Raw genomic sequence first — 23568 nt, forward strand, 5'->3', positions numbered from 1 at the left:
GCTCAGCCGCCCTTGGCCGCTTCGGCGGCGACCAGATGGTCGATCCGGTCCCAGCGGAAGTCGCGGATCACCCGTTCGAGCTTGCCCTCCATCGCGCCGAGCCGCGCATAATGGCGCAGCTTCGACTTGAACGGCGCGTCGGCGACCCTCGGCTGGCCGGGGTCGATCTCCCACGGGTGGAAATAGAAGATGGCGGGCTGCCGCTCGCCGTTGACCTGGCGGATCGCCCAGCGCGAGAAGGCATAGGGGAACAGGCGGAAGAAGCCACCCCCGCCGGCGGCGACGATGCGGCGACCGAGCCGGGCGGTCGTCACCGGCAGCTCGACCAGCGCGCTGCCCGCAACCGGCCGGAAGGCGAAGCGCGGCGCCTCGGGCCAGCCATAATGGTCATGGACGACCGGCGCGACGCTCGACGAATAGGCATAGCCCTCCTCGGCGAGGATCTCGTGCGCCCAGGGGGTGCGCTCGTCGATCGAGAAGCTCGGCGCGCGATAGCCGGTCACCTTCCGCCCCGACAGGTCCTCCAGCACCGCGCGGGTGCGGCGCAGGTCCTCGCGGAACTGCGCGGGCGTCATCGTGAAGACGCGGAGATGGTCCCAGCCATGGCTGGCCAGCTCGTGCCCGGCGTCGACGATGCGGCGGATCAACGCGGGATAGCGCTCGGCGACCCAGCCCAGCGTGAAGAAGGTCGCCCTGGCGCCCATCCGGCCGAACAGGTCGATCACCGCGTCGCTGTTGCGCTCGACCCGCGGGGTCAGCGCGTCCCAGTCCTCGCGGCGGATGGTCCGTTCGAAGGCGCCGACCTGGAACCAGTCCTCGATATCGACCGACAGGCCGTTGGTGACCATGCTGGGATCAGGCCGCGTCCTGGTTGCCGCCATTGCCGCTGCCTTGCGGGTCCTTCGGCAATTGCGGGTCGGTCTCGACCAGCTCGACCAGCAGCGACAGCGTCCGCCGCAGCATCGCCTCCTGCTCGGCCAGCCGCGCTTCGAGCTCGGCATTGCGCGCGGCATAGTCCGCCACCGCCGGATCGGCCGGGGGAACGGGCGGCTGATAGGCGGGCTGCTGGGGCGCGGCCGACGGCTCCGCGACGGGCGGCCGATAGGCGGGCTGGACCGGAGGCGCGAAAGCTTCCCGCGGCGGCGCGGCGATCGGCTGGGGCGCCGGAGCCCAGATGGGCGCGGGCGCGTCAACGGGCGCAGGCGTTGGCGCCGGTGCAGGCTCCGCTTCCACGCTCCACATCGGCGGACGCGGCGCCGCGATCGGCGAGGGCGACGGCACGACCGCCTCGGGCGGGACATAGCCGTCATAGCGGGGCGGCTGCTCGATCGCGGGCGGCGGGATGTGGCTGGCCAGCCCGACGAACGGGTCCGGCTGGGCCGCGGGCGCCGGCGGCCCGTCCGCCTCGTCGGGAGCGTAGCTCGTATAGGAAGGCAGGCCCGGCGCGCGGGTCGGCGCCGCATAGGCCTCGGCCGGCGGAGCGGCGGCGGGCATCGGCGCGGGCGTCCATTGCGGCGCGGGTTCCATGACCGGCTCGGGCGCGGCCGGCGGGCGATAGGCGTAGCTTTGCGGCTCGGGCGCCGGCGGCATCGCCCGCGCCTGCGGCTGCGGGCCGGCGGCGGGCATGATGCTCTCGCTCGCCAGGTCGGCGGCGACGTCCTCGACCACCTCGCCGTCGATGTCGGTCAGCCGCTCGATCGCGCCCTGCAGCATCACCCGGCCGGCGAGCATGTTCAGCCGGCGCGGGATGCCGCCCGACAGCCGGTGGAACGCCTCATAGGCATCCTGGGTGAAGCGCGGCGTCCCCTTCCAGCCGGCGCAGGCCAGCCGGTGCATGATATAGGGGGCGACCTCGTCCGCGCCCATCGCGGTCAGGTGATGGGTGGCGATCACGCGCTGGCGGAGCTGTTCGAAGCGCGGCTGGGCCAGCGCCTCGCGGAACTCGGGCTGGCCGAGCAGGAATATCTGGAGGAGCGCCTGTCCGCCATATTGGAAGTTGGACAGCATGCGCAGCTCTTCGAGCGCCGAGATGGGCAGGTTCTGCGCCTCGTCGACGATCAGCAGGGTGCGCTTGCCGCTGCGCGCCTGTTCGTGGAGGAAGCGCTCGATCCGGGCGAGCAGCTGCCCCTTGGCGGCGACGTCGGTGGCGACGCCGAGCGCGAGCGCGACGATCCGCAGGATGTCCTCGCCCTCGAGCTGGGTCGAGACGAGGTTGATCGCGGTCAGCCGCGACCGGTCGATCGTCGCCATCAGGCGGCCGACCAGCATGGTCTTGCCGGTGCCGACCTCGCCGGTGACGACGATGAACCCCTCGCCCTGGGCCAGTCCGTAGCCCAGATAGGTCATTGCCTTGCGGTGGGTCGCGCTCTCGAAATAGAAGCGCGGATCGGGCGTGAGCTGGAACGGCCGGTCGGTCAGGCCGTAGGGATCATGGTCCAAATCGACCCTCCCACCCGGATACGCAGCGGTGCGGCATCTCAGAACCGATACTGCAAGCCAAGCCGCGCCCGTCCCGATACATCGGTCGTCATCCCATCCTGCTTCGACCCGTCCACCGAGACACTCGCCTGCATCTGGATACCTCGTCCGAAGCTCTGGTAGTAATTCGTGCTGAACGACCCAGACATCACGTCAGATGCTCCGACCTGTCCATTCTTAAACAAATTGCCCGTAAAAGAAAAGGACACCCCCGAGGTTCGGCTGAGCGGCCGGCCGATCGAGAGGCTGCTGAAGAAACTCTGGTCGACGACGCCGTCGAGCGAAAAGGGGGAATTGGGATTGTCGATATAGGTGCGGCGCGCATAGCCGAGCCCACCGCTGAACGTCCAGGTCCGCATCGTCCGCGTGAAGATGATGTTCGCCGCCCGCTCGCGATAGCTGTTCGCCGATGCCTGGCCCAGCGAGCTGGCGATGCACTTCCCCGAACCCGAGGTCTTGCCGAACAGGCACTGCTGGTAGGAGCTGGACGGATCGATCTGATTGACGTCGAGCGTCGGCGGCGCCCCGGCGAGGCCGTTGGACACGCCCTGGCCGAAGCTCTCCACCCGATCGGTGACGATCAGCGTCAGGCCCGAACGCTCGCTCGGCCGCATCTCGATCAGGCCGGTGACCGAAAGGTCGCCATAGCGGCGGCCGACGCGCGCCTCCATCCGGGTGCGTCGGCTGGGCCGCCAGATCACCCCGGCATTGGCGATCAGCCCCTCGACCTCGTAGGTGAGCTGGCGCGCGCTCGCAGGGTCGACGACGAACCGGCCGCCCTTGCCGCGCACGGGCAAGCCCGTGACCGGATCGAGCAGCGGCGAGCGTTCCGACGTCCGGGTCCGTTCATAGCCGCCGCTGGCGACCAGCGCGATCGGGACGCTGGCCAGCGGCACCCTGACCTCCCCGATCACGTTGAGCGCCCGGAAATGCTGCGCGAGGTTGGTGGTGTTCTCGTGGCGATATTCCGACGAGACCTTCCACCCGAACGGCAGGTTGCCCGGGTCCATGCCGATGTCGAGCGTCACCTGCTGTCCCTTCGAGCTGTCGAACCGATCGTCGATCGGCCCGTTCACGGGGACGTTGTCCTGGCTCGTCGCATTCTGGGTATAGGCGTAGCGATAGCTCAGGCCGAGGCCGAGGTCGCCGATCCGATGCATGATCGTCGGCTGGACGAAGGCCGAATAGGTCTGCGTCAGATTCTGGGGATTGCCGATGTTGAACTGCGGCGCGGCGCCGCTCGCGTCGACGCGGCTGCGGGTGATCAGCGCGCCGGTCTCCAGGGTCAGCCATTCGTCGATGACGTTGGCCTGCAACCGCATCAGCCCGTCCTGGTTGAAGCTCTTGTCGATGCCGCCCGCCTCGGGGATGCGGTAGGACAGGTGATAGGTGCCCGACGCGACGATGCGGCGGTTCGAGATCCGGGCGGTCAGCGTGCCCGAAACCTCCGTATAGGTGACGTCGTCCGAGCCCGGCCCGTGGAGCTGCGATTCGGCGATCTGGTCGAGGTTGATGAAGGCACCGAATTCGGGCCGGTCGGCATGAGCGGTGCCACAGACGGCGCCTCCGGCGAATAGGCCCAGCAGGACTCGCGATCTCGCGCGGCTCATCGCGGCGCTTCATATCCGTAATAGCTGCCGAAGCGGCGGGCGTTCGGTGCGAAGCGCGCGCCGTTGAGGAGGAGCTGGATCTCCTCGCAGCCGCCGAGCAGCAGCACCGCGTCGCGCAGCTCGGCCTCCGCGGTCTTGTCGGCGCGGACGACGAGCAGCACCTGGCCGACATGATAGGCCAGCACCGACGCGGGCGACGCCGCCAGCGCGGGCGGGCTGTCGAACAGGATGATGCGGTTGGACCTGGCCGACAGCCGCTCGATGATCGCGCGGGTCCGGTCGGCGGCGATCAGCTCGGTCGCCTCGTTGGTATATTTGCCCGACGGCAGCACCGACAGGTTGCCGACGTCGGTCTTGATCACCAGCGTCTCGACATCGATGTCGGGATCGGCGAGCGCGTCCATCAGCCCCACCGGTCCCTCGATGCCCAGCGTCGACAGCACGGTCGGCTTGGCGAAGTCGCCGTCGATCAGCAGCACCTCGATGTCGCGCTCGTTCGCCATCGACAGCGCCAGGTTGACCGCGCAGAAGGTCTTGCCCTCGTTCGCCTGCGCCGAGCAGATCAGGATGCGGCGCCCGTTGGGTAGCGCGGTCGGCCCGATCGCGTTGAGCAGAAGGGTCCGCTTGACGATGCGGAATTCCTCGGCGAGCGCGGTGATCGCCGCGTCGGGCATCACGAAGCCCTGGTCGATCAGGTCGGCGCGATTCACCTTGGCGGTGCGATAGACGATCTCGGGCGCGGGCAGCGCGGCGTCGGCGCCGGCGGCCGCGACCGGCGGCGGGGCGGGCGGCACCAGCGCCCCGCCCCCCGCATCGGCGAGGGTCGGCGGCGGGGCCAAGGGCAGGGTCGGGTCGGCCGCGGCGACCTCCGTCCCGGCATCGAGCCCCTGATAGGGCAGCGGCTGCGCCGCCGGCTGGAGGGGCTCCAGCGGCACGGAGGGCTGCGGCGGGATCGGCGGCAGGTCGATCACCGGCCGTTCGCCGCCGCCGTCGGGCATGACGACGCGGGCGCGCAGCACCGCTTCGAAGTCGTAGACCGAGCCCGCCCGCTCGATCAGCGAGCCGCCGCGCTTCCGCTTCCGGGGCGGCGGCTTGCCGCTATCGTCCTGTCCGTCCATGCCGTCAGGACACCATGATGCGTTTGACGAACTCGATCAGCATCAGCAGCATGAACATCCCCGGCAGCCCCGCGGCGGCCGAGGAGAACCACATCATCTGCTTGCGCCGGATCACCCGCGTGTCGGCGGTGATCACCTCCGAGATCGACCCGAGCACCGGCAGGCCGCTGGCCTTCGCGAGCTGCTGGGTGGTCGTGTAGACATTGGCGAGCTGGCTCTTGGCGAAGGCCACGCCCGCGCCGATCACGATGCCGGCGACCAGCACGCCGGTGAGCAGCATCGCCCGGTTGGGCGCCGCCGGCTGGCGCGGCAGCGACGGCTGGTCGATCACGCGGAACTGGACGCCGTCGGTCTTGCCGGTCGCGTCGGACCGCAGCTTCGCGGACTCGCGCTGGGCGAGCAGCTTGTTGTACTGGTCCTTGAGCACGTCATAGTCGCGGTCGAGCCGGGCCTGGTCGATCTGGGCGCCGGGCGCGGTGAGCTGGCGCTGCGCGATCGTCGTCACCGCCTGTTCGAGCTGCGACTTGCGCGCCTGCAGCGCCGCGACATTGCCCTCGCGCTCGGCCTGCATCGACTTGAGCGAAACGTAGACGGGGTTGGGCGCCATCGGCACCGACCGGCTGCCGCCGCGCGCCTTTTCGGCGCGGAGCTGCTTGAGCTGGGAACGGATCGCGATGACGTCGGGATGCTTCTCGGTCCAGCCGCGCGAGATCGCTTCCGAAAGCTGCCCTTCGAGCGTCCCGATGCGCTGGTCGAGCGTGTCGATGCCGTTGACGCTGCCCGCCGGTATCTGCGCCGGGGTGGCGGCGAGCTGGCCGTTCATCGCCGCCAGCGCGCTGCGCGCCTGCATCAGGTTCGAATCGAGATTGACCATCTCGTTGCGCGCGGCGTCCATCCGCTGGTCGAGCGAGCCCGTGCCCGGCAACGAACCGAGCGTGTTCTGGGTGATCTGCGCGCGCTGGCGGTCCACCTCGGCCAGCTCCTTGGCGCGGCGGGCCAGTTCCTGGTCGAGGAAGCTCAGCGTCTCGGCGTTGTTCGCCTTGCTGCCGATCACATTCTCCTGGATGAATATCTCGATCAGCTTCTGGGTGACGTTGCGGGCGATCGCGGCGGTCTGCTGCTCGGAAATGCCCTTCAGGCTGATCCGCGTCTTGATCTCGAGCAGGTCATCGCCCTGCGCGGTGATGGAGATGCCCGAGCGCAGCGCGCCGATCAGCGACAGGGACTCGTAGGAGGTCAGCGGCCGCTCGCCGTTGGAGACGGTGCGGACGACCCGCTTCAATATCTCAGTCGAGGTCAGCGACTGGCGGACGCGATCGACATTGCGCTGCATGTCGTTCTCGGCCCCGTCGGCGAACAGCGACTTGACCTGGACCTGGATGCGCGCGCTGCTCTCATAGGCGGCGGGGACCCGCATCACCATCACCCAGCCGACCAGGCAGAAGGCCCAGGCGACGGCTAGCGCCAGCCAGCGCATCCGCCAGATCGCGTACAGGGCAATCCTGATCTCGGTGTAGATGGCTTCCATCGATTAGTCCGCCGCCCCCACGGCCGATTCCTAGAACACGCTTTCGGGGATGATGATCACATCGCCCGGTTGCAGCTTCACGTTCGCCTTGATGTCTCCCCGCTTCAAGAGGCTGTCGATGCGCAGGCGATATTCCTGCTGCTGCTTGGTCACCGGATCGTAGCGGATCAGCTTCGCCCGGTTCCCCGCCGCATATTGCGACAGCCCGCCGACCGCGATCATCGCGTCGAGCAGCGTCATGTCCGACCGGTACGACACCGTCGCCGGCTTCTCCGCCGCGCCGACGATGCGAATCTGCTGGGCGAAGGTGCCCGAGAAATTGTTGACGATCACCGACACGATCGGGTCGGTGATATAGGTCGACAGCGCGTCGCGGATGTCGTCCGACAGCTTCGCGGGCGTCTTGCCGACCGCGACCATGTCGTTGATCAGCGGCAGGGTGATGCGCCCGTCCGGCCGCACCTGCACCTGCGCGCCCAGCTCCGGGTTGCGCCACACGAACACGGTGAGGGCGTCGAGCGGCCCGATCGTATAGTCCTCGCCCGGCGCGCCGCCGTCGGGCACGAAGGGCGCCGACGGCAGTTCCTTGTCCTTGGCATAGGCGCCGGCAGGCATCGCGGCGAGCATCATCGCCGCCGCCAGCATCGCGACGAGCCGCTTCAGCGCAGCACCAAAGGCCATATGCACATCCTCCAGGGCCTTCCCCAAGCCCGTAAACACAACGCCTACTCCAAGAGTCCGGACCCGCTCATGCTCCATCATCCCTGAACATTAGCTTAGAATCACAGGATACGGGTCCCGTCTATCGTTATTTCGAGCGGCGACGGATGGCCGAGGAAGGCCTGCGGACTGGCGCTCGCCCCATAGGCGCCCGCCAGATACAGCGCGACCACGTCGCCGACCTTCGCCTCCGGCAAGCCGACATGGTCGCCGAGCCGATCGATCGGGGTGCAGAGACAACCCACCACCGTCACCTCCTCGACCTTAGCCGAATCCGAATATTTCGTCAAAGAAATCGGATAGTTACGGCGCACCACCGTACCGAAGTTGCCGCTGGCGGCGAGCTGGTGGTGGAGCCCGCCGTCGACGACCAGGAAGGTCTCGCCATGGCTGGCCTTCCGGTCGACGATGCGGGTCAGATAGACCCCCGCCTCCCCCACCAGCCAGCGCCCCAGTTCGATTGTAAACTCTGCCTCGGCGAGGATCGGGTCGCGGTGCGAGAGCGCCGAGGATAATGCGCCGCCCACCCTACTTTCGTCTAATCGGGCGTCGTTGGCGAAATGGGGGATGCCGAAGCCGCCGCCCAGATTGACGTGCGGCGGGGCGACTCCGGCCTCGACGCTCACCCGCGCGGCGAGCGCCAGCGCCGAGCGCTGCGCCTCGACCAGCGCCTCCGCGTCGAGCGCCTGCGAGCCGGCGAAGATGTGGAGGCCGCGATAGTCGGCGCCCGCCTCGACGATCCGGCAGATGATCGGGGCGGCGCGCTCGGCATCGACGCCGAAGGGCTTGGCGCCGCCGCCCATCTTCATCCCCGATCCCTTCAGCTCGAAATCGGGGTTGATCCGCAGCGCGAGGCGCGGGGTGCGGCCGATGCCGCGCCCGATCGCCAGCGCGCGCTCCGCCTCGCCTTCCGATTCGAGGTTGAGGGTGATGCCGGATTCGATCGCCATCGCCAGTTCGCGATCGCGCTTGCCGGGACCCGCGAAGGAGATGCGGCGCGCGTCCATCCCCGCGTCGAGCGCGAGTTGCGCCTCGCCCGCCGAGGCGACGTCGATCCCGTCGACCAGCGGCGCGATCGCGGCGACCAGCGGCGGATGCGGATTGGCCTTCACCGCATAATGGAGCGACACGCCGGCGAACGCCGCCCGGAACCGGGCGATGCGGTCGCGGACGACGGCGAGGTCGTAGACGAACAGCGGCGTGTCGCCCGCGACCGCGATCCATTCGTCGGCGCTGCGCCCGCCGATCATCAGCGCGCCGTCCCGCCATGGGAAATCGGGGGGTATCGGTCCGGTCGGCTTCACCGCGTCTCCTCCGCCGCCTGGGCCTTCAATGCCGTGCGGTCGAGCTTGCCATTGGCGTTGCTGGGCAGTTCGTCGCGCCAGATCACCCGCGCGGGCTGCATGAAATTGGGCAGGTTGTGGCGGAACCAGTCGGTCAGCCGCGCGTCGACGTCCGCGCCCTCCCCCGCCGGCCGGGCATAGAGCAGGATCGCCTGGCCCAGCCGATCGTCGGGGATGCCCAGCGCGACCGCCTCGGCCACCGCGCCGCTGGCGATCGCCGCCTCCTCGATCTCGGTCGGGCTGATCCGGTTGCCCGCGCTCTTGATCATCTCGTCGTCGCGGCCGACGAAGCGCAGCAGCCCGGCCGCGTCGCGCACCACCGTGTCGCCCGACCACACCGCCGTCCCGCCATGGCGCGACGCGGCGGGCGCGGGGCGGAAGCGCTGGGCGGTCCGATCGGCGTCGCGCCAATAGCCCTGCGCCACCAGCGGGCCGGCATGGACCAGTTCGCCGGGCTCGCCGTCGGCCGCGACCGCGCCGTCGGGGCCGACGACCAGCACCTCGGCGAACGGAATCTCGCGGCCGATCGAATCGGGATGCTCGTCGATCAGCGCCGGATCGAGATAGGTCGAGCGGAACGCCTCGGTCAGCCCGTACATCGAGAAGAGCCGCGCCGCCGGGAACAGGGCGCGCAGCCGCCGGACCAGCGGCACGCTCATCCGCCCGCCGGTATTGGTCAGCCGCCGCAGCGGGGCGACGCTCTCGGCCGGCCATGCGGCCTCGGCGAGCTGGATCCACAGCGGCGGCACCCCCGCCAGCGTGGTGATGCCATGCCGGCCGACCGCGCGCACCACGTCGCGCGCCGTCAGATAGTCAAGCGGGTGGACGCAGCCGCCCGCCGCCCAGGTCGAGAGGAGCTGGTTCTGCCCATAGTCGAAGCTGAGCGGCAGCACCGCGAGCGTCCGGTCGTCGGCGCCGAGGCCGAGATAATGCGCCACGCTGATCGCGCCGAGCCAGAGATTGGCATGGCTGAGCATCACCCCCTTGGGCCGCCCGGTCGACCCCGAGGTGTAGAGGATCGCGACCAGCGCGTCGGGATCGGCCGAGGACGGCGGCAGCCGGTCGCCATGGCCGAGCAGCGCCGCGCCCTCGTCCTCCTCGACCAGCAGCGCGCAATCGTCGGGCCGGTCGCCGGGCCCGAGCGTGTCGGCCCGGCCCCGGCCGGCGATCAGCAGCCGCGCGCCGCTGTCGGCCAGGATATGCGCGACCTGGCCATGCTTGAGCAGCGGGTTGATCGGGACATGGACCAGCCCCGCCCGCGCGGCGGCGAGCGGCATCAGGCAGGCGAGCCGCTGCTTGGCCAGCCAGCTCGCCACCCGGTCGCCGGGCCGCAAGCCCCGGCCGAGCAGCGCCGCCGCCAGCGCGCCGACCGCATCGTCGAGCCCGCCATGGTCAAGCAGCCCCGCCTTGTCGGCGAGCGCGGGCGCGTCGCGAGCGCCGATCAGCGCGAGATGATCGAGCGGCCGGGGCGTCGGATCGGGAGGCACATCCATCGTCGCATCAGCTAGGGCCTGTGCGGCTTCGGGGCAACGGTTCGCGCCCGCGACGATCCGAAATCTTGTCCCTGCGCCGCGATCCGTCTAGGGAGCCGCGATTTCGAAACCTGCAGGGACGATGACGTGGGCGCAGCCGATTTCGACCAGACAGAGGATGTGGTGCGCGCGGTGCTGGTCGAAGTGCTCGCGCTCGACGCCGACCGCGCCGCCGGCTTCACCGCCGACACCGGCCTGTTCGGGTCGCTCCCCGAACTCGATTCGATGGCCGTCGCCGGCCTGCTGACCGCGCTCGAGGACCGGCTCGACATCATCATCGACGACGACGAGGTCGACGGCGAGATGCTCGAAAGCTTCGGCGCGCTGGTGGCGTTCGTCGAGCGGAAGCTGGCCCCGAAATAATCCAAAAAATCTCCCTCCCCTTCAGGGGAGGGATGAAAGTTCTGCGAGGTCGGGATTGCTCCCAGCAATCCCTGAAACATGCCGGGGGCATGTTTCACCTCGCTGAAGGGTACGCAGCCAAGGGGGTCGATCCCCCTTGGCGGAGTTCTGCGAGACGATCGAGAAGGCTCGCTACCGCTCGCCACCCACCCCCTGCCCCCTCCCTTGAAAGGGAGGGGGAAATCCGGTCACGCCGCCACGGTCGCCCGCGCTTCGAAATCGGCCTCGGCCAGGAAGCGTTCGACGTCGAGCGCGGCCATGCAGCCCATGCCGGCGGCGGTGACCGCCTGGCGGTAGACCTTGTCGGAGACGTCGCCGGCGCCGAACACGCCGGGGACGCTGGTCCGGGTGCCGCCCTTCTCGACGACCAGATAGCCGTCCTCGTCGAGCTCCAGATGGCCGCGGAACAGCTCGGTCGCCGGGCTGTGGCCGATCGCGACGAAACCGCCGTCGACCGCCAGTTCGGACGTCTCGCCGGTCTCGGTGTCGCGCAGCGCGATCGCGACCAGCCCTTCATTGCCGCTGCCGCCGACGAAGCGGTCGACCTGCTTGTTCCACAGCACCTTGACGTTGGGATGGGCGAACAGCCGGTCCTGCAGGATCTTCTCGGCGCGCAGCGAATCGCGGCGGTGGATCAGCGTCACGTCCTGGCTGTGGTTGGTCAGGTAGAGCGCCTCCTCGACCGCGGTGTTGCCGCCGCCGATCACCGCGACCTTCTTGCCGCGATAGAAGAAGCCGTCGCAGGTCGCGCAGGCCGACACGCCCTTGCCGCCCAGCGCCGCTTCGCCCTCGACGCCCAGCCACTTGGCCTGCGCGCCGGTCGCGATCACCAGCGTGTCGCAGACATAGAGGGTGCCGCCGTCGCCGCGCAGGCGGAACGGCCGCTCGCTCAGGTCGACGTCGACGATCGTGTCCCACATCATCGTCGCGCCGACATGCTCGGCCTGCGCCTGCATCTCCTGCATCAGCCAGGGGCCCTGGATCACGTCGCGGAAGCCGGGATAATTCTCGACGTCGGTGGTGATGGTGAGCTGCCCGCCCGGCTGGAGCCCCTGCACCACGATCGGCGCGAGCCCGGCGCGCGCGCCGTAGATGGCGGCGGACAGGCCGGCGGGACCGGATCCCAGGATCAGCATGCGGGTCGAATGGCTGGCGGTCATAAGGGCAGTCGGCTCCGGTGATGGCTTCGATTCTCTGCTCCCCAGATAGGGATGCCGCCCCCGCCTTGGCAACCGCGCCGCCTTTACCGGACCTTAGGCTTCGGCCGCTATGCGGTGGCCCCGGGCAAGACAGGGATCGAGGGGGCATCATGATCGCGACGACCGGCCGGGCGCTGATCCGCGACGAGAGCGGCCGGGCGCCGTACAAGCTGGTGTTCGGCAGCTGCCTTGTCGCCTTCGCCGCGGCCATGTCGTCGCCCGCCTTCCAGGCCAATCCGCTGCTCGGCAGGACGGTGCATGAGCTGCGCCAGCAATTGCCGGCGACGCTCGACACCATCCGCACGGCGATGGGCGGCTGAAATCTCCCGGCTTCCGCCGTCCGGCGCAGCAAATGCGACTGATTATCAAAAAAGAATTGACATAGTTGAGAGTGATTATCAGTAGCCGATCCCGACATGGACAAGAACTCCAGAAGGGGAAATATCATGGCTCGCTCCGACAACCGCCCGACGGCCGGCTCGCCTGCGCCCGCATTCCTGGCGCTCGGCTGCATCGGCTTCATCGCCTCGGCGCCCGCGCTGGCGCAGGACGCGCAGCCGGCCAATGGCGAGAAGCGGCTCGGCGGCATGACCGTGACCGACACCGCGATCGACGAGGAAGGCTACAAGGCCGAGCGGGTCGAGAGCCCCAAGGCGGTGGCGCCGCTGCTCGACACGCCGCGTTCGATCGTCGTGGTCGACAAGCAGGTGATCAAGGACACCGGATCGGCGACGCTGGTCGAGGCGCTGCGCACCGTCCCCGGCATCACCTTCGGCGCGGCCGAGGGCGGCAATCCGATCGGCGACCGTCCGTTCATCCGCGGCTTCGACAGCCAGGGCTCGACCTATCTCGACGGCGTCCGCGACATCGGCGCGCAGACCCGCGAGGTGTTCGCGATCGAGCAGATCCAGGTGGTGCGCGGATCGGATTCGACGCTGGGCGGCCGCGGCAGCGCCGGCGGCTCGCTCAACATCGTCTCGAAGCTGCCGCAGGAGGAGACCTTCTTCGCCGGTTCGGGCAGCTACGGCACCGACGACTACAAGCGCGTGACCGGCGACGTGAACGTGCGGCTGTCGGACAAGGTGGCCTTCCGCCTCAACGCGATGTGGCACGACCAGGACGTCGCCGGCCGCGACGCGATCTACCAGAAGCGCTGGGGCGTCGCGCCGTCGGTCACGATCGGCATGGACGGGCCGACCAAGCTGACGCTGGCCTATTACCACCTCGACACCGACGAGCTGCCCGACAGCGGCATCCCCTTCCTCTACGCCTGCTCGACGACGCTGTGTAACGCGCCCGCGGGCAATGTGATCACCGCCCCGGCGCTCGGCGACATCACCACCGCCAGCGGCGTCACCGGCCATGTCGGCCGCGACACCTTCTACGGCCTCAAGAGCCGCGACTTCCGCGACAGCAAGACCGACCAGGCGACGATCCGCGCCGAGCACGACTTCGGTTCCGTCACGCTGCGCCACACCGCGCGCTTCAGCCACAGCTCGCAGGCCTACAGCTTCCTGCTGCCCGACGATTCGACCGGCAACGTGTTCGGCAATCCCGCCAACCTGGCACAGCAGCCCGGCGGCCAGGTCTGGCGGCGCGCCAACACCCGCTTCGGCTACACCGACAGCTTCATCAACCAGACCGACCTCTACGGCACCTTCGAGACCGGATCGGTCAAGCACAGCTTCGCGATCGGCGCCGAGCTGTCGTCGGAGAAGGCCGAGCGCGGCGCCTTCGTGCTGGCGACCGGATCGACGATCAGCCCGCGCTGCTCGGCGCTCGCCATCGCGCGCTATTACTGCGCCAGCCTGTTCAATCCGAACCCCAACGATCCGTGGATCAACTATTCGAACGACACCGCCACCGGCGTCCCGACCCCGATCACCCGCGCCGCGCCGAGCGCGCGGACGCAGAACGAGGCCAACACCAAGGCGGTCTACGCGTTCGACTCGATCACGCTGACCGAACAGCTCATCCTCAACCTCGGCGCGCGCTATGACCGCTTCCGCACCACCTCGACGCTGCCGCTGGCCGGCGGTACCCGTCCGGTGGTCCGCCGCGTCGACAACATCTTCAACTGGCAGGCCGGCCTGATCTTCAAGCCGACGCCGAACACCAGCCTCTATGCCTCCTACGCGACCGCCGCGACCCCGCCGAACAGCCTGCTGGGCGAAGGCCAGGAGCAGAACGCGCTCAACGCCGTCCAGGCGGCGAGCGACGCGCTGCGCGTCGAGAAGACCAAGTCGTTCGAGATCGGCGCCAAGGCCGACCTGTTCGGCGGCGGCCTGTCGCTGACCGGCGCGGTGTTCCAGACCAAGACCAAGAATGCCCGCGTCACCAGCGACGCCAACACCGTCGCCTTCATCGGAGAGCGGCGCATCCGCGGCGTCGAACTGGGCTTCAACGGCAACATCACCGACGAATGGAGCGTGTTCGGCGGCTACACCTATCTCGACGCCAAGATCGTCGACGGTGGCTTCTCGACGCTGACCGCTGCGGCCGTCGGAAGCCAGGCGGCCAAGACCGTGCTCGTCCAGTCGGTCAACACCGGCAAGCAGTTCCCGCAGACCGCGAAGCACACCTTCACGCTGTGGACCAACTACAAGGTCACCGACGCGCTCTCGATCGGGGGCGGCGCCTTCTATTCGAGCCGGGTCTATGGCGGCTATGCCGACAACCGCAAGGCGGTCCAGGACGCGGCCGGCGTCGTGACGATCGTGCCGGCCACCACCACGCTGGCGCGCGCCGTGCCGAGCTATTGGCGCTTCGATGCCCGGGTCGGCTACAAGGTCAGCGAGGCCATCGACCTGTCGGTGAACGTGCAGAACCTGACCAACAAGACCTATTTCAACCAGGTCTACAGTTCGCATTACGCCTCGATCGCGCCGGGCCGCTCGGCCTTCGCGACGCTCAGCTTCAAATATTGAGCTCGGGCCGATTTTCTGGAGGATGGCCCGTCCCGCAAGAGCCTGATCGTCTGAGGTGGAAGCGCTTCGCGCTTCCACCGATGGCGTGAATCAGGCTCTCTTCAATTGGTTGAGACCTTGATTCACGCTTCAGGCTGAATCAGCCTGAAACGATCAAGGTCTAGGGGCGGGCCTTTCTCGTTCGGAGGAGCGATGACCGAGACGCTGACGATCGACGCCATATTGGCGATGGATGCCGACGAGATGCGCCGCCGCATGGCGGCCCCGCCCGAGGAGCGCGCGGCGTTCGTGCGGGTCGCGGCGGAAGGCGGCGTCGCCGAGGCGCAGGCGATCTACGGCCAGATGCTGCTCGACGGCGCCGGCCTCCCCGCCGACCCGCGCGAGGCGGTGCGCTGGTTCGACCGGGCGGCGCGCCAGGGCCATGTCATGGCGATCAACATGATGGGGCGCTGCTACGACCTCGGCTGGGGCGTCGCCGTCGACAAGGTCCGCGCGGCCGAATGGTTCCGGATCGCCTCCGACCGGGGCCTCGACTGGGGCATGTACAATTATGCCACGGCGCTGGCGCTCGGCGCCGGCGTGGCCGAGGACAAGCCCGCCGCGCTCGCCCTGTTCCGCCGGGCGGCGGCGATGGGCAACGCCAAGGCGATCAACTTCGTCGGCAGCTTCCACGAGGACGGCTGGGTGGTCGAGCGCGACATGGCGGAAGCCGCGCGCTGCTACGCGCTGGCCGCCGAGGGCGGCGACTTCCGCGGCCAGTTCAACCATGCGCGGATGCTGGCCGATGCCGGACGGATCGACGAGGCGCTGCACTGGCTGGCGAAGGTGCCCGAAACGGCGACCGACGCCTTCCTCGCCAAGGCGCGGGACTGGCTGGCGGGCGCGCCGGTGGCGGAACTCAGGGCGGCGGCGGCGAGATTCGGGCGGCAAAGCCGGGACGGATAGCCTTTGGGCTCGGAAAGGCGGCGCTTCAACGCTCGCTTGATTGACGGAAGCGAGGGCGATCAGCAGGCCTTCGCTCCCCGATCGGGCCGACCCGGTATCCCGATCCGGCAACATGGCGCTCTTGATGCTGATCTCCCGTATATTGAACTTCTCCTCGCACGACATGGCGATCGACCTGGGGACCGTGAACACGGTCGTCTACCTCCGCGACCGGGGGATCGTCCTCAACGAAGCATCGGTGGTCGCGCTGGAGACGCGCGACGGCGTCTCCCGCGTGAAGAGCGTCGGCAACGACGCCAAGCTGATGATGGGCAAGACCCCCGCCGGCATCCAGGCCGTCCGGCCGCTGCGCGACGGCGTGATCGCCGACCTCGGCGTGGCCGAGCAGATGATCAAGCATTTCATCGACAAGGCGCTGGGCGGGCCGAGCCGCTTCCCCCGGCGCCCGAAGATCGTGATCTGCGTCCCCTCCGGATCGACGTCGGTCGAGCGGCGCGCGATTCGCGACGCGGCGTTCAACGCCGGCGCCTCGAAGGTCTTCCTGATCGAGGAGCCGATGGCCGCCGCGATCGGCGCCGGCCTGCCCGTCACCGAGCCGACCGGCGCGATGGTCGTCGACATCGGCGGCGGCACGACCGAGGTGGCGATCCTGTCGCTGCGCGGCCTCGCCTACAGCACCTCGGTGCGGTTCGGCGGCGACAAGATGGACGATGCGATCTCCTCCTTCATCCGCCGCAAGCACAACCTGATGATCGGCGAGGCCACCGCCGAGCGGGTCAAGCATGAGATCGGCGCGGCGAACGCGCCCGACGGCGAGGGGCCGGAGATGAAGGTGAAGGGCCGCGACCTGGTGACGGGCCGGCCGGTCGAGCTGACCATCACCCAGGCCGAGGTCGCCCAGGCGATCGCCGAGCCGGTCGGCCAGATCGTCCGCGCGACGATGTCGGCGCTGGAGAACACCGCCCCCGAGCTCGCCGCCGACATCGTCGATCGCGGGATCGTGCTGACCGGCGGCGGCGCGCTGCTCGCCCGCATCGACGAGGTGATCGCCCAGGCGACCGGCCTGCCCGTCGCGGTCGCCGACGACGCCCTGATCTGCGTCGCGATGGGCGCCGGACAGGCGCTCGAAGACCCGAAATATGCCGGGGTGCTGGCTATTTCTTAATCCGTCATGCCGGCGGAGGCCGGCATCTCGGGAGAGTCGAGGCAAGGCCGTCGCAAGAGCCCGCTGAGATGCCGGCCTCCGCCGGCATGACGGGAAGAGATCACGGCCCCGACTTGCTGAACAGCCGGCTGAAGCGCGCCCGCGCTTCCTTGTCGGCCTTGTCGTCGCGGAGGCTCTTCGCCTGGGCGCGGACGGCGGCGGTGGTCTCGCGCAGCCGTTCGGACAGGAACACCGCGAGCGCGCGGTAGAAGCGCGCCGCGAACACCGGCTCCTGTTCGAACCGGTCGAGGATCAGCTTGCGCGGGATGGCGAGCATCTCGGTCGGCTTGGGGCCGGCCGCGACCACCGACACGAGCGGCGAGTGGCGCTCGACGAACGACATCTCGCCGACCACGTCGCCATGGTGCAGCTCGGCGACGCGGGTCCCGTCGTCGAGCCGGACCTCGAGCCGGCCGTCGGTGACGAAGAACAGGTCGGCGACCGGCTTGCCCGACGCGACCAGCGTCTCGCCGGGGCGCAGCACCCGCAGCTTGCCCACGGACAGCAGCCACAGCATGTCGGCATCGCTCAGGCCGGCGGCGATATATCGGGCATTCTGCATCAGCGCCTCAACACCTGCGTTTTGAGATAGGTCCCATAGCTGCTCTTGCCCAGGGCGTCGGCAAGCCGTTCGAGCTGGGCAGCGTCGATGAAGCCCTGCCCATAGGCGATCTCCTCGACGCAGGCGATCTTGAACCCCTGCCGCTTCTCCAGCGTGCGGACGAACTCGGCCGCCTCGATCAGGCTGTCGGGGGTGCCGGTGTCGAGCCAGGCATAGCCGCGCCCCATCAGCTCGACCGACAGCTTGCCCGCCGCCAGATAGGCCTTGTTGACGTCGGTGATCTCCAGCTCGCCGCGCGGCGACGGCTTCAGCGAGCGGGCGATCTCGATCACGTCCGAATCGTAGAAATAGAGGCCGGTCACCGCCCAGTTGGAGCGCGGCTTCGCCGGCTTCTCCTCGATCGAGACGGCGCGCATCGCATCGTCGAACTCGACCACGCCGTACCGTTCCGGGTCGGTGACGTGATAGGCGAACACCGTCGCCCCCTCGTCGCGATCGATCGCCGAGCGGAACAGGTCGGTCGCGCCATGGCCGTAATAGATGTTGTCGCCGAGGATCAGCGCCGAGCGATCGTTGCCGACGAAATCGGCGCCGATGACATAGGCCTGCGCAAGCCCGTCGGGGCTGGGCTGGACGGCGTAGCTTATATCCATCCCCCACTGGCCGCCATCGCCGAGCAGCGCCTGGAAGGCGGGCACGTCGCGCGGCGTCGAGATCAGCAGCACCTCCCGGATGCCAGCCAGCATCAGCGTCGACAGCGGATAATAGATCATCGGCTTGTCATAGACGGGCAGGAGCTGCTTGGACGTGACCGCCGTCATAGGATGGAGCCGCGTCCCCGCGCCGCCCGCCAGGATGATCCCCTTCACGCCACTACGCCCCTGTCCGGGGCACGGGCCCCACAAGCTCACCAACGATGTCGCGGACGGCCTCCCGCCAGTCGCGCGGACGGACAGCATAGTCCGCGATGATCTTCGCCGTCGAGAGCCTCGAATTGGCCGGGCGCTTCGCAGGCGTCGGATAGTCGGCGGTGGTGATCGCCTCGACCTCCGCCGAAGGGCCGCCCGCCGCCGCGCTCAGCGCGAAGATCTCGCGCGCCAGTTCGCACCAGCTCGCCTCGCCGGCATTGACGAAATGATAGACGCCGGTCGGCGCGGCGGGGTCCTCGACCAGCCGCAGCGCGATGGTGCGGAGCGTCGCGGCGATATCGGCCGCCCCGGTCGGGCATCCGCGTTGGTCGTCGACGACGCGCAGCGTCGGGTTGGTCGCGGCGACCCGCAGCATCGTCCTGAGGAAATTGCTGCGGTGGGCCGACAGCACCCAGGCGGTGCGCAGCACCACTGCGCGCGCGGGTCCGCCGAGCACCGCGCGCTCGCCCGCGAGCTTCGACGCGCCATAGACGCCGAGCGGGGCGACCGGGTCGTCCTCGCGATAATAGCCGTCGCCGCTGCCGTCGAAGACATAGTCGGTCGAGACGTGGACCAGCGGGATGCCCGTGGCGGCGAGCAGGCCCGGCGCCTCGCCGTTGACGCGGAAGGCGAGGTCGCGCTCCTCCTCCGCCCTGTCGACGGCGGTGTAGGCGGCGCAGTTGACGATCGCGTCGAAGCGGCGGCCGCGCAGATAGGCGGCGATGCTGTCGGCCGAGGCGATGTCGAGCTCGTCGCGGGTCGGATATTGTATAGACATATCGGCGGGCCAGTCCTGCCGCGCCAGTTCGAGGCCGACCTGCCCCTGCCCGCCGGTGACGAGGATCGCGCGGGTCACGCCTTCGCCAGCCCCAGCCGGGCGGTGTCGTAGCGCCCGGCGAGGATGTCGCCCCACCAGCCGCGATGGTCGAGATACCAGCGCACGGTGCGCTCGATCCCCTCCTCGAAGCCGACCTGCGGCGCCCAGCCGAGCTCGGCCTTTATCTTCGACGCGTCGATCGCATAGCGGTGGTCGTGCCCCGGCCGGTCGGCGACGAAGCCGATCTGCCCGGCATAGGCGCGGCCGTCGGCGCGCGGGGCGAGGCGGTCGAGCGTCGCGCAGATCGCCTGCACCACTTCCAGGTTCCTGCGCTCCGAATCGCCGCCGACATTATAGGTCTCGCCCGGCACGCCGCGTTCGAACACGGCGCGCAGCGCGCGGGCATGATCCTCGACGAACAGCCAGTCGCGGACGTTCGATCCGTCGCCGTAGACGGGCAGCGGCTCGCCCGCGAGCGCGCGGATGATGATCAGCGGGATCAGCTTCTCGGGGAAATGATAGGGCCCGTAATTGTTCGAGCAGTTGGTGACGAGCACCGGCAGCCCATAGGTATGCCCCCAGGCGCGAACGAGATGGTCCGACCCCGCCTTCGACGCCGAATAGGGCGAGCGCGGGTCATAGGCGGTCGCCTCGGTGAAATAGCCGTCCTCGCCGAGCGACCCGAACACCTCGTCGGTCGAGATATGGTGGAAGCGGAAGGCGTCGCGGCGGTCGCCGTCGAGGCCGCGCCAATAGGCGAGCGCCTCGGCCAGCAGCGTGTAGGTGCCGACCAGGTTGGTCTGGATGAAGGCGCCGGGGCCGTCGATCGAGCGATCGACATGGCTCTCGGCGGCGAGATGGGCGATCACGTCGGGCCGGAATTCTCCGAGCAGCCGCCCGACCAGTTCGCCGTCGCAGATATCGCCCCGCACGAAGCGGTAGCGCGGGCTGTCGCCGACCGGATCGAGCGAACTCAGCACCCCGGCATAGGTCAGCTTGTCGAGGTTGAGCACCTCATGATCGGTCTCGCCGATCAGGTGGCGGATCAGCGCCGAGCCGATGAAGCCGGCGCCGCCGGTGACAAGGATACGCATCGTCTCTCCGTCAGAGCGGCCGCAGCGGCGCGCCGTCATAGGCGAACGGGCTATCCCAGTCGGCGAGATGCGGCAACGTCCTGTCCTTGTCCGACAGCACCGGCCCGCCGGGCGGCAGCGGCCAGTCGATCGCGAGCGTCGGGCAATCCCAGCTTATGCCGCCGTCGACATCGGGCGCATAGACGTCCGACACCTTGTAGATCACCTCGCTGTCGGGCTCGAGCGTCACGAAGGCGTGGCCGAAGCCGACCGGGATATAGAGCTGGTCGCCATTGTCGGCCGACAGTTCGGCGGCGACGTGGCGGCCATAGGTCGGCGACCCGGCGCGCAAATCGACCGCATAGTCGAGAATCCGGCCGCGGATGCAGCGGACCAGCTTGGCCTGCGCGTGCGGCGGCGCTTGAAAATGGATGCCGCGCAGCGTGCCGGCATGCTTCGAATAGCTGTGGTTGTCCTGAACGAACTCTTCCGCCGCGCCGTCGGCGGTCCAACGCGGGCGATGATAGGTTTCCGAGAACCACCCCCGATCATCGCCGAAACGACGGGTATGGATGAGCTTGACCGGCAAGAAAATCGCTCCCGTTTGGATCCGCCCCGCGGTTTGCAGGCCCAATCGCCGCTGTCCAGCGTCAATTGTCATCATGAAGAAAACATGGCGGGGATATTGCGGCGCGACACGACCTCCTTTACGAGGATTTTCCTGTTGGGGAACCAAGTCATTCAGTTTATGACATTGATGTTACAGGATATTTTCCGGTCGATGACGACCGCCATCGGTGAGCGCGCGCCATCGTCGCCCTGCCGCATGCGGGGGACGGCGCGATGAGGCTGCCGTTCGTCCGCCGTATCCGCCGCATGATCGTCCCCGCTTATGGGTCGACCGTCGCCACCGAGCATGTCGCGCGCGGCGACGCCGCGCGGTCGCGCCAGGACTGGGCGGCGGCGGCCGATGCCTATCGCGCGGCGGTCCGCGACCAGCCGTCGCTGGTCGCCATCTGGATCCAGCTCGGCCATGCCCAGAAGGAACAGGGCGCGCTCGCGGCGGCGGCGGAGGCCTATGGCCAGGCGGCGAAGCTCGACCCCGCCCGCGCCGACACCCACGTCTTCATGGCGCATATCTACAAGCAGCTCGGGCGCGACGATCTCGCCATCCTGCATTTCCTGCGGGCGCTGCATGCCGGCGAGACGGCGACGCACGAAGGCGACGAGCTGCTGCGGCTGCTGGCGGCGCGCACGCACAAGGATCGCGGCGCGCTGATCGAACAGCTCCGCGCCATGTTCACGCAGCTCCCGCCGCGCGCCGGCGAGGCGCCGCTGCTCGGGCAGATCCGCGGCGTGATCACCGAGGACATGGCCCCGGCGAGCCAGCCGGCGCCGAGCGGCCCGCAACCGGCGCTGGTCTTCGATATCTCCGACCTGATCAGCTATTACGGCAATGCCCGGCTGCCGACCGGCATCCAGCGCGTCCAGATCGAGACGATCGAGGGCGCGCTGGCGCGCGGCGGCGATCGCGACATAAGGCTGTGCTGCTTCATCGACGGGCGCGACGACTGGCTCGAGCTGCCGGTCGAGCGGATGCGCGCGATCGCGCGGCTCAGCACCTCGGGCGGCGATCGCTTCGACCCCGCCTGGCTGGAGGCGGTCGCCGGGCTGAAGCTGTTCCTGTCGCTGACCGATCCGTTCGAGTTCCCGCAGGGCGCGTCGCTGATCAACCTCGGCACGAGCTGGTGGCTGCAGAATTATTTCCTCTACGTCCGCCATGCCAAGGCGACGCGGGGCATCCGCTACATCCCGTTCGTCCACGACATGATCCCGATCATGGCGCCGGAGCATTGCACGCGCGGGCTGACCCAGGACTTCATAAGCTGGGTGATCGGCGTGTTCGACCATGCCGACCATTTCCTGGTCAATTCGCAGGCGACGCGGCGCGACCTGCTCAGCGTCGCCGCGACGCTCGGCCACCCGCTCGATCCCGACGACGTCGCGGTAGTCCCGCTCGACACCGATTTCCGCAAGCCCGCGCTGGCGGAGCTGCCCGCCCAGGCGCTCGACCCGTGGAAGCTCAAGCCGGGCGGCTTCGTGCTGTTCGTGTCGACGGTGGAATCGCGCAAGGGCCACATGGTCGCGTTCGAGACCTGGGCCGAGCTGATCCGCCGCCACGGCGCCGACGCGGTGCCGCAGCTCGTCTGCGTCGGCAATCGCGGCTGGCTCAACGACCGCATCTATGCGCGGCTCGCCGAGGACGAGGTGCTGGCGAGCAAGGTGTCGATGCTGTCGCGCCTGTCGGACGAGGAACTGGCGCTGCTCTATCGCAGCGCGCTCTTCACCGTCTATCCGAGCCTCTACGAGGGCTGGGGCCTGCCGGTCACCGAATCGCTCTGCTACGGCAAGGTGCCGCTGGTCTCCGACGCCGCGTCGCTGCCCGAGGCGGGCGGCCCCTTCGCCGTCTATGTCGAGGCGGGATCGGTCGCGGCGCTGACCGACGCCGCCGAGACGCTGATCCTCGACGCCGACCATCGCGCCGCCGCCGAGGCGAAGATCGCCGCCGGCTTCCGCCCGCGCGCGTGGAGCGACCTCGCCGGCCAGATCGGCGACGAGCTCGACCGCTTCGCCGGGCGCGACGCCGGCAAGGGCATCGTCGTGCCGCCGCCGCTGACCGCGCGCGTCGGCCGCTGGCATCCGCTGAGCCGCAACGAATCGATCCGCATCTGGACGGGGATGCGCACCGGCGAGGGCTTCCGCGCCGACCTCGGCTGGCACTGGCCCGAGAATCGCGGCTGCCGCGTCCGGCGCGAAGGCGGCGCGCTGCTGCTCCATCTCGACGGCCCGCACCCGCCGCTGCGCGCGCTGTTCCACCTCACCGGCGACGATCATGTCCAGGCCTTCTGGTCGCTCGAATCCGGATCGACCGCGCTGACCGGCGACCTGCACCCGGACGAGAGCAAGTGGATCGCCGTCGAGATCGCGGCGGCGGACGGGCCCCATGACGTGCCGATCCGGATCAGGCCGCTCGCGGCCGGCGACGGCACGGTCGTCACCTTCTTCCTGGTCGGCTTCTTCCTGCACGCGACCGACGACGTGAGCGCGCGCCAGGATTTCCTGGAGGCGATCACGCTCAACCGGCTCGATTCGCTCAATGCCTTCGGGGAGGATGACGGCGCGCGCCCGACGCGATAAAGCA

At 69.1% G+C, this 23568-nt stretch carries 21 protein-coding genes; 7 read left to right on the forward strand and 14 right to left on the reverse strand.

Going from position 1 to position 23568, the window contains the following annotated elements; genetic code table 11:
• Positions 1–2 precede the first annotated feature (2 nt).
• The 8 genes from HRJ34_RS11515 to HRJ34_RS11550 all read right to left on the reverse strand — a co-directional run bounded on the left by HRJ34_RS11515 (position 3) and on the right by HRJ34_RS11550 (position 10290).
• Entirely contained in the window at positions 3–848 is an 846-nt protein-coding gene (locus HRJ34_RS11515) for an XrtA system polysaccharide deacetylase (protein ID WP_029549075.1), read from the reverse strand.
• A gap of 7 nt (positions 849–855) precedes the next feature.
• The gene (locus tag HRJ34_RS11520; RefSeq protein WP_208634163.1) at positions 856–2439 is read right to left on the reverse strand and encodes an XrtA/PEP-CTERM system-associated ATPase; all 1584 of its coding nucleotides are present in this window, start codon (positions 2437–2439) and stop codon (positions 856–858) included.
• A 38-nt stretch (positions 2440–2477) separates the two neighbouring features.
• Positions 2478–4088 carry a porin family protein gene (locus tag HRJ34_RS11525; protein WP_029995585.1) on the reverse strand — a complete coding sequence of 537 codons (1611 nt, stop codon included), beginning with the start codon at positions 4086–4088 and terminating at the stop codon, positions 2478–2480.
• Complete coding sequence (locus HRJ34_RS11530) at positions 4085–5206, reverse strand: AAA family ATPase (RefSeq protein WP_012050216.1); 1122 nt, start codon at positions 5204–5206, stop codon at positions 4085–4087. Before HRJ34_RS11530 ends, HRJ34_RS11525 begins: the two co-directional genes overlap by 4 nt.
• Before the next feature lie 4 nt (positions 5207–5210).
• Positions 5211–6734 (reverse strand): XrtA system polysaccharide chain length determinant, encoded by a 1524-nt coding sequence (locus HRJ34_RS11535; RefSeq protein WP_012050215.1) that lies wholly within the window; start codon positions 6732–6734, stop codon positions 5211–5213.
• 30 nt (positions 6735–6764) lie between these two features.
• Complete coding sequence (locus tag HRJ34_RS11540; RefSeq protein ID WP_012050214.1) at positions 6765–7415, reverse strand: XrtA/PEP-CTERM system exopolysaccharide export protein; 651 nt, start codon at positions 7413–7415, stop codon at positions 6765–6767.
• A 101-nt stretch (positions 7416–7516) separates the two neighbouring features.
• A complete protein-coding gene (locus HRJ34_RS11545) occupies positions 7517–8758 on the reverse strand; it encodes a pyridoxal-dependent decarboxylase, exosortase A system-associated (RefSeq protein WP_208634164.1) in 1242 nt (413 codons plus the stop codon).
• Complete coding sequence (locus tag HRJ34_RS11550) at positions 8755–10290, reverse strand: acyl-CoA ligase (AMP-forming), exosortase A system-associated (protein WP_208634165.1); 1536 nt, start codon at positions 10288–10290, stop codon at positions 8755–8757. Before HRJ34_RS11550 ends, HRJ34_RS11545 begins: the two co-directional genes overlap by 4 nt.
• Before the next feature lie 126 nt (positions 10291–10416).
• Between HRJ34_RS11550 and HRJ34_RS11555 the strand changes: the two genes are divergently transcribed.
• Positions 10417–10692, forward strand: coding sequence for an acyl carrier protein (locus HRJ34_RS11555; RefSeq protein WP_029995499.1), 276 nt, complete (start codon positions 10417–10419; stop codon positions 10690–10692).
• A 227-nt stretch (positions 10693–10919) separates the two neighbouring features.
• On the opposite strand, the gene trxB is transcribed toward HRJ34_RS11555, so the two are convergent.
• Positions 10920–11891, reverse strand: coding sequence for a thioredoxin-disulfide reductase (gene trxB, locus HRJ34_RS11560; protein WP_012050210.1), 972 nt, complete (start codon positions 11889–11891; stop codon positions 10920–10922).
• A gap of 149 nt (positions 11892–12040) precedes the next feature.
• Here trxB and HRJ34_RS11565 point away from each other — a divergent pair, with 149 nt between their 5' ends.
• The 4 genes from HRJ34_RS11565 (at position 12041) to HRJ34_RS11580 (ending at position 16967) form a co-directional block, all read left to right on the forward strand.
• Positions 12041–12250, forward strand: a complete 210-nt coding sequence (locus tag HRJ34_RS11565) for a hypothetical protein (protein WP_016744119.1) — start codon at positions 12041–12043, stop codon at positions 12248–12250.
• A gap of 126 nt (positions 12251–12376) precedes the next feature.
• Complete coding sequence (locus HRJ34_RS11570; RefSeq protein ID WP_208634166.1) at positions 12377–14857, forward strand: TonB-dependent receptor; 2481 nt, start codon at positions 12377–12379, stop codon at positions 14855–14857.
• Between the two features lie 192 nt (positions 14858–15049).
• Positions 15050–15802 carry a tetratricopeptide repeat protein gene (locus HRJ34_RS11575; RefSeq protein WP_208634167.1) on the forward strand — a complete coding sequence of 251 codons (753 nt, stop codon included), beginning with the start codon at positions 15050–15052 and terminating at the stop codon, positions 15800–15802.
• 112 nt (positions 15803–15914) lie between these two features.
• A complete protein-coding gene (locus HRJ34_RS11580) occupies positions 15915–16967 on the forward strand; it encodes a rod shape-determining protein (RefSeq protein ID WP_012050207.1) in 1053 nt (350 codons plus the stop codon).
• A 100-nt stretch (positions 16968–17067) separates the two neighbouring features.
• Here the strand turns inward: HRJ34_RS11580 and HRJ34_RS11585 are convergent, their stop codons facing one another.
• The 5 genes from HRJ34_RS11585 to rfbC are packed head-to-tail and all read right to left on the reverse strand — an operon-like array spanning position 17068 to position 20955.
• Positions 17068–17568, reverse strand: coding sequence for a Crp/Fnr family transcriptional regulator (locus HRJ34_RS11585; RefSeq protein WP_012050206.1), 501 nt, complete (start codon positions 17566–17568; stop codon positions 17068–17070).
• On the reverse strand, positions 17568–18437 hold the full coding sequence (rfbA, locus tag HRJ34_RS11590; RefSeq protein WP_016747182.1) for a glucose-1-phosphate thymidylyltransferase RfbA: 870 nt from the start codon (positions 18435–18437) through the stop codon (positions 17568–17570). The genes HRJ34_RS11585 and rfbA overlap by 1 nt, the downstream gene beginning before the upstream one ends.
• Before the next feature lie 4 nt (positions 18438–18441).
• The gene (gene rfbD, locus HRJ34_RS11595; RefSeq protein ID WP_208634168.1) at positions 18442–19332 is read right to left on the reverse strand and encodes a dTDP-4-dehydrorhamnose reductase; all 891 of its coding nucleotides are present in this window, start codon (positions 19330–19332) and stop codon (positions 18442–18444) included.
• Positions 19329–20387 carry a dTDP-glucose 4,6-dehydratase gene (rfbB, locus tag HRJ34_RS11600; RefSeq protein WP_208634169.1) on the reverse strand — a complete coding sequence of 353 codons (1059 nt, stop codon included), beginning with the start codon at positions 20385–20387 and terminating at the stop codon, positions 19329–19331. The genes rfbD and rfbB overlap by 4 nt, the downstream gene beginning before the upstream one ends.
• Before the next feature lie 10 nt (positions 20388–20397).
• Entirely contained in the window at positions 20398–20955 is a 558-nt protein-coding gene (gene rfbC / locus HRJ34_RS11605; RefSeq protein ID WP_012050202.1) for a dTDP-4-dehydrorhamnose 3,5-epimerase, read from the reverse strand.
• On the opposite strand from rfbC, the gene HRJ34_RS11610 reads away from it, so the two are divergent.
• Both HRJ34_RS11610 and HRJ34_RS11615 read left to right on the forward strand, forming a co-directional pair.
• The gene (locus HRJ34_RS11610) at positions 20935–21213 is read left to right on the forward strand and encodes a hypothetical protein (protein WP_208634170.1); all 279 of its coding nucleotides are present in this window, start codon (positions 20935–20937) and stop codon (positions 21211–21213) included. The two genes, rfbC and HRJ34_RS11610, sit on opposite strands and share 21 nt — an antisense overlap.
• Complete coding sequence (locus HRJ34_RS11615) at positions 21210–23564, forward strand: glycosyltransferase (RefSeq protein WP_208634171.1); 2355 nt, start codon at positions 21210–21212, stop codon at positions 23562–23564. The genes HRJ34_RS11610 and HRJ34_RS11615 overlap by 4 nt, the downstream gene beginning before the upstream one ends.
• The last annotated feature ends 4 nt before the right edge of the window (positions 23565–23568 follow it).

Source organism: Rhizorhabdus wittichii (assembly GCF_017607425.1).
Lineage (GTDB): Bacteria > Pseudomonadota > Alphaproteobacteria > Sphingomonadales > Sphingomonadaceae > Rhizorhabdus > Rhizorhabdus wittichii.